The 12,884-nt window shown below is 59.4% G+C and carries 10 protein-coding genes; all 10 read left to right on the top strand.

Annotation, left to right across the window (positions count from 1 at the left end):
- Positions 1-123 precede the first annotated feature (123 nt).
- On the top strand, positions 124-1,614 hold the full coding sequence (locus A9Q02_RS23415; protein ID WP_172451310.1) for an oligosaccharide flippase family protein: 1,491 nt from the start codon (positions 124-126) through the stop codon (positions 1,612-1,614).
- A 21-nt stretch (positions 1,615-1,635) separates the two neighbouring features.
- Positions 1,636-3,579: an asparagine synthetase B family protein gene (locus A9Q02_RS23410; protein ID WP_097655497.1), complete on the top strand. Its 1,944-nt coding sequence runs from the start codon at positions 1,636-1,638 to the stop codon at positions 3,577-3,579.
- Positions 3,569-3,988, top strand: a complete 420-nt coding sequence (locus A9Q02_RS23405; RefSeq protein ID WP_172451309.1) for an S-adenosylmethionine decarboxylase family protein — start codon at positions 3,569-3,571, stop codon at positions 3,986-3,988. Before A9Q02_RS23410 ends, A9Q02_RS23405 begins: the two co-directional genes overlap by 11 nt.
- 18 nt (positions 3,989-4,006) lie before the next feature.
- Positions 4,007-5,401, top strand: a complete 1,395-nt coding sequence (locus A9Q02_RS23400) for a glycosyltransferase (protein ID WP_097655495.1) — start codon at positions 4,007-4,009, stop codon at positions 5,399-5,401.
- A 256-nt stretch (positions 5,402-5,657) separates the two neighbouring features.
- Positions 5,658-7,133, top strand: coding sequence for a flippase (locus tag A9Q02_RS23395; protein ID WP_097655494.1), 1,476 nt, complete (start codon positions 5,658-5,660; stop codon positions 7,131-7,133).
- The gene (locus A9Q02_RS23390) at positions 7,130-8,464 is read left to right on the top strand and encodes a glycosyltransferase family 4 protein (protein ID WP_097655493.1); all 1,335 of its coding nucleotides are present in this window, start codon (positions 7,130-7,132) and stop codon (positions 8,462-8,464) included. The genes A9Q02_RS23395 and A9Q02_RS23390 overlap by 4 nt, the downstream gene beginning before the upstream one ends.
- The gene (locus tag A9Q02_RS23385; protein ID WP_245860833.1) at positions 8,461-9,378 is read left to right on the top strand and encodes a glycosyltransferase family 2 protein; all 918 of its coding nucleotides are present in this window, start codon (positions 8,461-8,463) and stop codon (positions 9,376-9,378) included. The genes A9Q02_RS23390 and A9Q02_RS23385 overlap by 4 nt, the downstream gene beginning before the upstream one ends.
- Positions 9,379-9,390: 12 nt before the next feature.
- Entirely contained in the window at positions 9,391-10,572 is a 1,182-nt protein-coding gene (locus tag A9Q02_RS23380) for a glycosyltransferase family 4 protein (RefSeq protein ID WP_097655491.1), read from the top strand.
- Positions 10,573-10,737: 165 nt separating this feature from the next.
- Positions 10,738-11,958, top strand: a complete 1,221-nt coding sequence (locus tag A9Q02_RS23375) for a glycosyltransferase family 4 protein (RefSeq protein ID WP_097655490.1) — start codon at positions 10,738-10,740, stop codon at positions 11,956-11,958.
- Positions 11,939-12,883 carry a glycosyltransferase family 2 protein gene (locus A9Q02_RS23370; RefSeq protein ID WP_097655489.1) on the top strand — a complete coding sequence of 315 codons (945 nt, stop codon included), beginning with the start codon at positions 11,939-11,941 and terminating at the stop codon, positions 12,881-12,883. Before A9Q02_RS23375 ends, A9Q02_RS23370 begins: the two co-directional genes overlap by 20 nt.
- Position 12,884: the final 1 nt, after the last annotated feature.

Raw genomic sequence — 12,884 nt, 5'->3', positions numbered from 1 at the left:
TCAGACTAAGATATGGTAGATAATATTAGATAAGCACGAAACCAGAGTAGTGTCCCATTCTACGGGCATTTCCAGGCTACCTCCATTACGTCAAACGATCTGGAAATGTTCTATGTATGGATAATGACAGAGCCACAGAAGCAACAAAACAATCAGCTTTCAGAGCGACGTGATCTTGCTCAGATTATTTTGCGGAATACGCTTGTCATCACGGTGGCGAGTTGGGGTCTTAAAGCTGCAAACTTTTTCTATCTGATTGCAGTTGTGCGCCTGCTCGGCGCGAGTGGGTATGGTCAGTATGCAGCGGTGATCGCGTTCGTCGGGATGTTCGGGGTCTTCTTTGAACTCGGCATGACCCAGTATGTCGAGCGTAATCTAGCCCGCGACGGCGGCAAGATTCAAGAGGTGCTCGGCGATCTGATGGCGCTCCGCATCATCCTCGCAGTTGCGGCGATTGTGGTGCTGCCGATCATTGCCTGGAGCTTTGGGTATCACCCGGATCTCGTGATGGGCGTGGTACTCTATGCGGGCACCTTTGTGCTGGCGGCGCTCTTTATGCCGTTGCTCTCGGTGCTCAACGCGGCCGAGCGTTTCGATGCAGTCGCGGCGATCCAGGTGCGCACGCAATTGATGAGCATCGGCGTCAGTCTGGTTGTCCTGTGGCTCGGTGGCGGGGTGCTGGGCTTGCTGAGCATTGGCTACCTGATTTTGCCGATCCAGATCCTGATGGCAATTCGGCTTATTCGACGGCTCGGCCTCGGGTCGTTGCGTCCGATCATCCATCTGACCCGCTGGCCGACCCTGCTCGTTGCAGGCATTCCCTTTGGCCTGACGTCGCTCGCGCTCACCTTCAACTTCAATGCCGATGCCGTTATCCTGAGTAGTCTGCGGAGCGATAGCGAAGTGGGCTGGTACAGCGCCGTCTATGGCCTTGTCTTCAAGCTGGTGGCCGTTGCTGATGGGTTGTTATTGACGATGACGCCCTCGCTGGCCCGTGAGCACGTCAATGACCCCGAACAGGTACAGGCCTGGACAAGCACGACCGTAGGCTGGCTCGCGTTTTTTGGTCTGCCGGCAGCAGTCGGGCTGAGCCTGCTCGCCACACCAGTCACGACGACCCTCTTTGGCACGGCCTTTGCCCCCGGCGGGCCGGCCCTCGCCATCCTCGCCTGGGATATCCCCTTATTGCTCTTTACCGCCTTTTGCGGGAGTGCAGCGGTTGCGATAGGCCTGGAATGGCCAGCGGCACGCATCTATCTACTCGGCACCATCTTGAATATCGGGTTGAACCTCATCTTCATTCCCGCCTATGGCATCATCGCGGCGGCTGCGATCACCGTGATCACCGACGGCATCTGTGCCCTGCTCTTTCTTGGCCTGCTCGGCAAACGCATGCGGCTTGAGGCCCTCGGTTCGCGTATCTTGCGCATTGTGCTTGCCTCGGTGGTGATGGGCGTGGCTGTTGCGTTGGGACGAGATTTGCCCCTGCCTGTAGCGGTGATCATTGGCATAACAAGCTATGGAGCCATGGCCCTCGGGCTGCGACTCGTTGATCAAGCCTTGATCAATCAGGGCCTCGAACGACTACGACGATTGCGGACAACGACACCTTAGCAGAAGAATGGAGCAAGCGCCGTGAGTGGAGTTTTTGGTTATCTTGGCCGAGCAACAGAACAGCCGGTTGCCCAGGTGATCCAGACGATGAGCACACGAATGCGCCATGTCTTCACCCAGCAGCTTGAGCAGACGGTGATCAGCCCGCAGGTAGCCCTCGGGCGACGGCATCTTGGTTTGCTCAATCAGCAACCCCAACCGGCGCAAAGCGCTGATGGCAAGGTGGCGCTCTGCCTAGCCGGTGAGTTTTACTTCCAGGAGGCGCAGCGCCACCAGCTTGAACGTGAAGGATGGCTAGACAGCAAGGCAAGTGCGGCCGAGTTTGCGCTGGCCCTCTTTCTGCGCGACGGGGCCAGTGGGCTGACCAAGCTTGAGGGGGCCTTCACATGCAGCATCTGGGATGGCCGAACACAGATCTTCTGGCTGATCAACGATCGCTACGGGCTCTACCCACACTACTATGCCCATGCCCGGGGTGCCTTCGCGTTTGCGCCCGAGCTCAAAGGGGTGATCAGTGCGCCCGAGATCCCCCGGCGGCTCAACGAAACGGCGCTAGCCGAGTATCTACGTTTTCAGCAACTGCTTGGCAACAAAACCTGGTTTGCGGATGTGCAGCTTTTACCACCCGCCTCGCTGCTACGCTACGACCTGGAGCATGATCAACTAAGCCTTGAGCAGTATTGGGACTGGGATCAGATTGGCGAAATCACCGGCCTGACTTTTGACGAAGCGGTTGAGGAGGCGAGTCGCCTCTTTCAACGGGCAATTCAGGCGATGACGGCGCCGCCGTTACGCCCGGGGATTTTCTTGAGTGGTGGGCTGGATGGGCGTATCATTCTCGCCTTTGCCGATCAGCCCACGCCACCGCCGACCTTCACCTTTGGTGCACCGGGCAGTCGTGATGTCGTCTATGCCGCACGGCTCGCCCGCCGCGCCGGGGCTGAACATCATTGGGTACCCCTGGAAGATGGACGGTGGGTGCTGACCTATCACGACCTGCACCTAGCCCTGACCGAAGGCATGCATAGCTGGATGCACGCCCACGGGATTAGCATGCTCGCCACGGCACGCCAGCATATGGATGTGAACCTGAGCGGCTGGGATGGTGGCACGACGATGGGCGGGTTTGCCGTGCTCGAAGAGCATCAGGCTGACCGCTATTATCGGTATCCACCCGACGAGACAGCCTTTTATGAACGCATGTTTCGCGCCTTTTGCCAAGATGTCACCTGGCCTGGCATGAGCGAAGGTGAGGCGGCGAGTCTGCTCAGTGGCGCAGGCCGCTCTCATCTGCGGGATCGGGCCTTTGAATCGATGCGACAAGAACTCGCCCGTACACGTCACTACCGCCCCGCGCATCGCACCGACTACTTTATTATCCAGAATCTGATTCGGCGCAGCCTACAAAATCAGATCATCACGCAACGCTCAATGCTTGAGGTACGTTGTCCCTATTTCGACTACAGCTTTGTTGACTTTATGTATTGTTTGCCCGACACGATCCGCACGCGGCCCGAATTCCGGCGGGCGATGCTCACCAAACGCAAACCTGAACTCGCCCTGGTGCCCTACGAAAAAGACGACCGGTTGCCCCATAGCAACCAGTTGTTCCGCAACGGTGACGGGTTCTTGCGCCGAGGCAAGGCCTGGATCAACCGACGTGTTGGGGGGCTCTTTCCCCAACGACCGCGTCTCTATGCTGATTACGAAGCGTATCTCCGCACTGATCTACGGAACTGGGCCGAGAGCGTCCTCTTTGATCAGCGCACCCTGGAGCGCGGCCTGTTTGACCAAGCAGCGGTACGTTCGCTGTGGCAGCAGCATCTTGCCGGCGAGCAACTCTGGACGATTGGCAAAATCGCACCACTGCTGACCCTGGAGATGGTGATGCGGCGGCTGTTTGATGTCGCATCACCAGACGGAAGAGAGCTCATTACTAACAAGGAGGAAGACTATGTCACGTGATGTTTACGGGGTACACCTTACCATGCGACTCGGGGCCATTGCCAATCAGGAAGCCTTGGATAATGAAGCGGCAGTGAACGGGTTTCTGATCGATCTGGTCAGGCGGCTCGATATGCGCATCCTGGCGGGGCCGCTCGCCGGGCGTGAAGATGGCCCACCCGATCATGCGGGATGTTCAGGTGTGGTGATCCTGTACGAATCACACGCTGCGATCCACACCTACCCACACCTCGGACAAGCTTTTTTAGATGTGTTTTCGTGCAAGCCATTTGATCCAATCTTAGCCGAAGAAGTTATTGAGCAACACTTTGGCAGCTATGAAATTATCGAGCGCCAGGTGGCCGACCGGGGCATTCACTGGGAACGTGATGTGAAACGCGAATTGCATATGTGGCAAACTCAACGATGAAACAAGAAAGACGTATGGATGCGTATTCTCATCGCGGTGCATGGGTATCCACCCGAACATAATGGAGGTGCCGAACGACGAGCCGAGCGTACCGCCCGTGCGATGGCGGAACGCGGTCATGAGGTGGCCGTCGTCTGTATTCAGACCGATAACGCCGAACACACGGATCTGCGTATCACCCATAGTTTGCAGGATGGTATCGAGGTGTGGCGCATGGCCTTCAATGGTGGTGCGAACCCCGATCCCTTGCGTTGGAGTTACGACCATCCCGAGCTTGGGGCCGCCGTTGGCCGGGTGATTGACGCATGGCATCCCGAGTTGATGCATCTCTTCAGCGGGTATCTGCTTGGGGCGTCCACCGTTGATGCGGCAGTCGCGCGCCGGGTACGCGTGGTGATTGATCTCACCGACTACTGGTGGCACTGTCATCGCATCAATCTGTTGACCCCGCTGGGCAAACGGTGTGACGGGCCGAGTCAGGCTGGCTGCGCACGCTGCCATGCGGAACAGCATCGTCGTTTTCGCCTACCAGCGCAGCTATCACCCCATAATGCTGATATGGCCTGGTCACTCGTGCAACCCGACAATCTGCTCGGCCCCATGCTCGGCTTGCCGGCCCAGGCGTCGCGCGCAGCACGGCTGCAAGCGGCGCTCGCCAAAGCCGATGTCTTGCTGGCCCCGTCGCAATTCCTGGCTGATTTTTATCAGCGCCACGGCACGAATGGGAAACGCATGTGCGTCTGGCGGCAGGGGGTCGAGTTGACACAATGCCCTCTGCGTACCAACGAAGCCACCTTGCGCGTTGGCTATCTCGGCCAGGTCAAGCCCCACAAAGGCGTTGATCTCCTGATTGAAGCGTGGAAGAAGCTGCGTGGAACGCAACCGCGTCGGCTTGAGATCTACGGCTCGGCAGCAGGCGAACCAGACTATGAGCGCCAGTTGAGTCAGGAGCTCGCGCAACTCCCCGATGCCGCCTGGCACGGCACCTATCAGGGCAGTGGGGTGTGGGACGTCCTGGCTGGGCTTGATGTAGTCGTGGTCCCGTCGCGCTGGGTTGAGAATAGCCCCAACAGCATTCTCGAAGCCCAGGCGGTAGGTGTACCAATTGTGGGCACAAAGCTTGGCGGCATTGCCGAACTCGTTGAGCACAACCGCAACGGTCTTCTTTTTGCTGTGGATGACCCCAACGAATTGGCGCAGAATCTGCAACGCTTGCTGGATGAGCCAGAGCTGCTGCCGCACCTGCGGGCCAACGCGATGCCCTTCTTGGCGCACCAGGCAGCTATGGATCGGCTTGAAGGACTCTATCAACAGCTTACCCGGCAACAAACACCCGCCAGCAACAACGAACGAACCAGCGCCCACGAACGAAACTGGGGCGATACGGCCACACCGTGTCATACGTCCCGGTAGACAGGATGCCTGAGATGCATACGTGCCACCCTTCGGCTGGGAGCGCGGGCCAGTGGCCCGCGCTCCCAGCCGCAACTATACAAAACTGTCACTTCTGTTTCGCCTGAATTTAGCGGGAAGTTACCTCACTCGCGTATGCTGTAGTCGTCCCCAGGGAACAGGAGCAAGGCCCTGCCAACGAAAAGGCGAGGGTTTCAACAATAGGTTGGATTGTTGAACCAAGAAGAAGGCGTCGTTTGTCGACGTACGGGAATTGATGCAGCAACTTTCGCGAACTATTTTGCGTAATTCCGCCGTGGGCTTGATCGCACAAGTTGCGATCAAGTTTTTGTCGTTTGCGTTCACGGTGCTGATCATTCGCAATTTGGGGGCGACTGATTTTGGTCAGTATGCTGCGGTGATCGGGTTCGGCACGGTCTTTCTCTTCATCGCCGATCTCGGGTTGGCTCCGTATACGGTGCGCGAAGTTGCCCGGCTGCGCGATGCCCCCGATGGCCCCGAGCGCATCAGGGATCTCTATGCCGATGTGCTTGTGCTGCGGCTGATGCTGGCGGTTGTGGCGGGGATCTGTGTGGTGACTGCGGCCGTGCTGACCGGGCGCCCTGGCCTGATGATTGGCGCGATTGCGCTCAATTCGGTCACGGTGCTGATCTATGCCGTGCATGGCAGTAGCAGCGCGATCCTTGCCGGCTACGAGCGGCTTGACCTCACCTCAGGGGTACAGGTGGTCAATCAGTTGATTTTTGTGGTGCTTGGGGGCATTGCCCTCTGGCTTGGTTTTGGTTACTATGGCCTCATTGTTGCAACCATGGCCGGAGTCTTCGTGATGACGCTCTTGGTTGTCCGTGCGTTGAAGCCGCTTGGGATCAGGCTCGGGCGGATCAGTCGCGCGCGCTGGCTTTCGTTGTTGCGGGCGGCGTTTCCCTTTGGGGTGATTGGGCTGACGCTCGGCATTTCGTACCGCTTTGATACGGTGTTGCTCAATATCTTTAGCGGCGATACGCCTACTGGTCATTACAATGCCGCCTACAATCTGATCTTTGCCCTCGTCACGCTCTCGAACGTGCTCAATACGGCCCTTTATCCGTCGCTCTCGCGGCAGGCGACGACGGCCCCCGAGACGTTGCCGCAGATCTACGAGCGGATGTTGCGCTATTTGATGCTGGTGGCCTTGCCAATTGCGGTTGGCGGCTATCTGTTGGCAGGCCCGATCGTAGCGCTGCTCTTTGGGCCGGCATATGCACCGGCGGCCCCGTTGCTGGCGATCCTGATCTGGGCCGTGCCGTTGATGTTTTTGTCCGAGTTTCTTGGATATGTGGTCGTCATTGCCGGGCGCGAGGTCAAGGTGGCGCGAGCAATTATGATCAGCAGCAGCATCAATATTGTTGCGAACCTGGCCCTGATCCCGTTCTATGGTGTCGCCGCTGCGGCAATTATTACCGTGGTCACCGAAGTTGTCCTGGTGAGCCAGTATCTCTGGCTGTTGCGCGATATGCTTGGGCAGATGCAGTGGCGTGAACTAGTGCGTACCGTTGCCGCTGTCGGTGTGATGGGCTTGCTGGTCTATGTTGGCCGTGAGTGGCCGGTGGTCGTGACGATTGCGTTGGGAGCCCTCGTCTATAGTGGGTTGCTCCTTGCGTTGCGGGTCGTAGGGCGTGAAGAGGCGATCTTTGTGCGTGGCTTGTTGGCCGCACGTCGTGCGGCGGCTGAACCACAGCAGGGGGCACTATGAAGGTCTTGCTTGCGGTTCACCACTTTCCGCCGCGCTACAGTGCCGGGGCAGAGTTGTACACGTTTCGGCTGGCACGCTGGCTGCTTGAGCACGGTCACGAGGCCGAGGTTGTCTGTATCGAGACGCTTGATGAAGAGCGGCCCGTCGGGGTGGAGGCCATTCAGGATACCTATGAAGAGGTTCCGGTCTGGCGTTTGCACCTCGGGCTGCGCAATGCACCGAGCAACTGGAGCTACGCGAACCCGATGGTGGCGGCGTGGGTTGCCGCCTATATGCGCACCGCACGGCCTGATCTAGTGCACCTGCAGAGCGGCTATTTGATTGGTGCAGGTGTGCTTGAGGTGGCCCATCAACTCGGGGTGCCGAGCATTGTGACGCTGCATGACTACTGGTTCCTCTGCCCACGCATTACGCTGCTACGCAGCGATGGCAAGGTCTGCACGACGCCCCCGACCGATCCCGCCGAGTGTGCGTGGTGCTTGCAACAGGATCAGCGGCGCTATCGCCTGACGGAACAACTGAGTGGGGGTGCCGCCGGACGTACCTGGATTGCCTTGAATGGCGAGGCGGGCCGCAACGAACAAGCGGCACGACGCGCCTATCTACGCAAGGCCCTCGGTCTGGCGAACCTGGTGATCGCGCCTTCACAATTTCTCGCCGGGATGTTTCGTGACCTGGTTGAACCCGCGCGGCTGCAGGTTGTACGCCTTGGGGTCAAGCTTGAACCTTTGCGTCAGACACCGCCACCACCACAGGGCAATCCTTTGCAACTCGCCTATATCGGACAGATTGCGCAACACAAAGGCGTACATCTGATCATCGAGGCGTTGCGCCTGCTGCCTCAAGGTGAGCGCACGGTTCAGTTGCAGGTGTATGGCAATCTTGACCAGCATCCAACCTATACGCAGCGCCTGCGCAACCTGATAGGCAAAGATCCTCGGATCACGCTTGCTGGACGTTTTGCGAACGGACGGATCGCCGAGGTACTGGCGACGGTTGATGCCCTCATTGTGCCCTCGATCTGGTACGAAAATAGCCCGCTGACCATCCTGGAAGCCCAGAGTGCCGGACGGCCTGTGGTCGCCTCGGCTTTTGGCGGCATGGCCGAACTTGTCCAGGATGAAGTCGACGGCTTGCACTTCCGCCCCGGTGAGGCGAAAGATCTGGCTCGCCAGATCAAGCGGCTCCGTGATGAGCCAGGGCTGCTCGCCCGGCTCGTGGCGGGGGTGCGCCCACCCACAAGCATCGATGAAGAACTGGATTGTCTGCTGGCAACCTACACGCGCATCATCGCTCAGCACCAGCCACGTTTGCTCCCGGAGGCTGCATGATGAAACCAAGGGTTGCGCTTCTTGTGCTCTGCTATAACGGCATCGAAGATACGTTGGCGTGTCTGGCGTCGTTGCAGCACCTGACCTATCCCCGTGAGCACTATACAATCGTGGTGCTCGACAATGCGTCGCAGGATGGCACGCCAGCGCGAGTGCAGGCGGCGTTTCCTGACGTCACCGTGATCGAGAACGGGGCCAATCTGGGCTTTGCCGCAGGCAATAATGTCGGGTTGCGCTATGCCCTGGATCATGGCTATGACTATGCGCTGCTGCTCAACAACGATACGGAGGTTGCCCCTGACTTCCTGAGTATTCTGGTTGCTGCGGCTGAGGCAAGTCCACGGGCCGGGGTGGTGGGGCCAACTATCTATTACCACGCCGACCCAGACCTGATTTGGTCCGCAGGTGGATGGATTGACTGGCAGCGGGGTGTCGGCCTGATGGACGGTACCGGAGAGCGCGACACAGGCCAGTATGCCAGGCCTCGTCCGGTGGACTTCGTCACTGGCTGTGCGTTGCTGGTTAAGCGCAGGGTGCTTGAGCAGGCCGGGCTATTGGACGAACGCTTCTTTATGTACTACGAGGAGACGGAATGGTCGGTGCGGGTGGCCCGGGCAGGCTATGGCATTCTGCACGTACCGGCGGCGCAGGTGTGGCACAAAATTCCGCTCGATGCCCGCTTCGACCAGGAGTACCTGGCCTACTATATGACGCGCAATCGGCTGCTCTTTCTCCAGGCAACTGGGGCAAGACCGGACACCTGGCTGCATGCGCTGGTGCTGCAGGATCTGCGTACCTACGCCAGCCTCTGGTTGCGCCCGAAGTGGCGTACGCGCCGCGGACGGATCGGCATGGGCATGGCATGGCTGGACTTCTGGCGAGGGCGTTTTGGTCGCCTTGAACAGGCCCTGTGAGGAGATATGGTTATGCGGATTGGCCTTGATGTACGCTATCTTTCCCATGGGCTTGTGGGCGGCGTGCATACCTATCTCAAACACCTAGTTCCTGCGCTGATCGAAGCAGGGCGTACGCATCATTTTGTGCTCTATGCGGATACCAAGGCTCCGTTTGAGTTGCAGCATTTGCCCGACCATGTGACGGTGCGCTATCTGCCGTATCGCGGGCCGCACTCGAGTCTCGTCAACGACCTCGTCAAACTGCGGCGAGCGATGGCCCAGGATGCCCTGGACGTGGCGCATTTCCCGACGAACTATGGCTTTGCCCCAGCGGGGGTGGCAAGCGTCATCACGTTGCACGATGCGATCAATGTGATGCCCCTGCGCGAGATCATCGCCGGTCACGCCAAAAATCCGCGCACAATCGCAATGATGACCTACCTGCACCTGATGAGCAGCCAAGCGGTACGGGGCGCGCACGGCATCCTGACTGTCTCGGAGCATGCGCGGCGTGCGATTCTGCACTATACGAGGCTTGCGCCTGCCCAAGTGGTTGCCATCCACCACGCCCCAACGCCCGATCTCCGGCGCATCAGCGACCAGGCCGTGCTTGCCGAGATGCAGGCGCGTCACGGCATCACGCGGCCCTATCTGCTTGCTGATGGCCTGAAAAACCCAGCGGTGCTGGTGCGGGCGTGGCGTTTGCTGCCTGCCGTGCTGCGTGAGCGCTACGAAATCGTCTTTTTTGCACGCCAACAACCCCTGCCGGTCGTGCAGGAAGCGGTTGAGGCCGGGTTTGCGCGGCTCTTGCTGCGCCCATCCCGTGAAGACCTGATCGCTCTGTTTAGTGGTGCCTCGGCCTTTCTCTTTCCCTCGTGGATCGAAGGCTTCGGCATTCCGCTGCTCGAAGCAATGACCTGCGGCGCCCCGGTGATCGCCTCGGATCGCGGCTCGATCCCCGAAGTCGCCGGTGACGCCGCCTTGATCGCCGACGCCGAAGATGAGCGCGGCTTTGCCCACCATATCGAGGCCGTGCTCACAGATCCCGCCGAAGCCGACCGGCTGCGCGAGCGCGGCTACGAGCGCATGCAAGCCTTCTCGTGGGCAAAGACCGCCGAACAGACGCTAGCGAGTTATCAGCGTTTTGTTGCCGCAACCGGCCAGCACCGTCCGGGTGCAGCGGCAGACCTTGCGGTGCCACACCATGATTGATTAGTTTGTGAATTAAGTTTTCCGACGATTTGACGCAAAGGCGCAAAGGCGCAAAGGGTGTTGAGGAACGTATCTGGACACCAGGCGTACGATGAGTGGCTGTGCCAGAGGTGGGGCAGAACACTTATGTTCCAGACTATTGAAGGGGAGCGAACAGGCTGAATCATGCGTATACTAGCACTCTCAACCTGGTGGCCCGAACCTGCCGATAACGGCTCGCGGATGCGCATTATGCACCTGCTGCGACACCTTGCCCGCACGCACGAGGTGCACCTGCTCGCCTTTACCCAGAGCGACACGACCGAGGTGTGTGCCGACGAGATTGCGGCCATCTGCGCGTCGTTTCAGGCAATGCCACGACCCGGACGCCTGTTGACCCTGGCCGATCGTGTGCAGAGTCTGGTCGTCACCGAGCCAGCCTCGGTACGGGCAACATGGAGTCAAGCGTTTGCCAGGGCGGTGCATACCACGGCAGACCACATCCGACCTGACATCGTGCTCGCCTTCGAGATTGATGTCGCACCCTATGCCCTGCAATTGCGCGGTGTGCCGGTAGTACTCGAACAACTCGAACTCGGCTATATGCTCGAACAGTTTCGCAGCTATCAGGATGTGCAACGGCGGCTACGCTATTTGCTGACCGCGATGAAACACCGCCGCTATGTGGCGGGTTTGCTGCGCCAACTTGCGGCAGTCACCGTCGTCTCAGAGGGCGAAGCCAAGACCGTACGCCAACTTGCCGGCAAACATCCCCTCGAGCTTGCGGTTATTCCCAATGGGGCCGATGTGACAGGCTGCCGTGACTATACCTACCACCCCGACCCCGATACGCTCATCTATCCGGGGGCGCTCTCGTACAGTGCGAATCTCGATGCGATGCGCTATTTTCTCGAGGCGATCTTCCCAAAGATCCGCCAGGAACGCCCGCAGACGCTCCTGCGCATCACCGGGCGCACGACCCCCGAACAGCGAGCCGCGTTGCCCAACCTCGACGGCGTAGTGCTGACCGGCTATGTCGAAGATATTCGCGCCCTCATTGCCCAGAGCAGTATCGAGGTTGTACCGCTACGGGAAGGAGGCGGGACACGCCTCAAGATCCTTGAGGCGCTCGCCGTGGGGACACCGGTGGTGAGCACCAGCAAGGGCGGTGAAGGGCTAGCCCTCGTTGACGGCGAGCACCTACTCATCGCCGATAGTCCCGACGCTTTTGCCCGGGCGACCTTGCAACTGCTCGAAGATGCATCGGCACGCGCACGCCTCAGCCAGGCAGGGCGACGGGCTGTCGCCGTGCACTATGATTGGACGGTTCTTGCGCAACGACTCGAAGATCTGTTACAGACGATTGCAACCAGGGGGAGCTACCGCCATGCCGTCACCACAGGCTGATGTCACGATTGTCATCGTCAACTGGAACACCCGCCAACTGCTGCTCGACTGTCTTGCGGCGCTGCCAGCGGCAACCGAGGGCATCAAGGCCGAGACCTGGGTCGTGGATAATGGCTCGGTTGACAGCAGTGTTGCCGCCGTGCAGGAGGCGTTCCCCGAGGTACAGATCATCGCCAACAGCGACAATCGCGGGTTTGCCACCGCCAACAACCAGGCGATTCGGGCGAGCGACGGGCGGCATGTTTTGTTGCTCAACAGCGACACCATTGCGCAGCCCGCCTCGATCACGCGCCTTGTTCATTTCCTTGATGCCCACCCGGATGTTGGCATCGTCGGGTCGCGCCTGCTCAATGCCGACGGATCATTGCAGCGCTCGTGGGCGCTCTTTCCCAATCTGCTAACCGAACTGGTCGGCAAAAAACTCCGTTTGCGCTGGCGCTACCCGACGATAAATGGTACGATCGCTTATAGCACCGATTGGATTGATGGGGCAGTCTTGATGATCCGGCGCGGCATCCTCGGCCAGGTCGGGCTGATGGACGAGCGCTACTTTATGTATACGGAAGAGGTTGACTGGTGTTATCGCACCCGTCAGGCTGGCTGGAAGGTCTGCTACCTCACCGCTTCGGAAGTGATCCATTTTGGCGGGCAGAGCAGCAAACGCTCGGCCACCCGAATGAAAGCGGAACTCTACCTGAGCAAACTACGCTTTTTTGGCAAGCACTATGGCGACCTGGCGCGCACAACGCTTGGGGTCGGCTTGCAGACCATTTTTCTGGGCAAAGCGACGCTTGGGGGGATCATCCTCCTGGCGACCGCCGCAAAACACCCGACCGGGCACGCCTTCACCCGTGATGGAGCCCTACTTTTGATGGCCGTGCAACGCCACACCTGGCGGCGGCCTGTTGCCGAAGAGATTAGATAAA

The organism is Candidatus Chloroploca asiatica (assembly GCF_002532075.1).
Lineage (GTDB): Bacteria > Chloroflexota > Chloroflexia > Chloroflexales > Chloroflexaceae > Chloroploca > Chloroploca asiatica.
The sequence above is the reverse complement of the archived record's forward strand: the minus strand, read 5'-3'. Positions and strand labels throughout refer to the sequence as shown.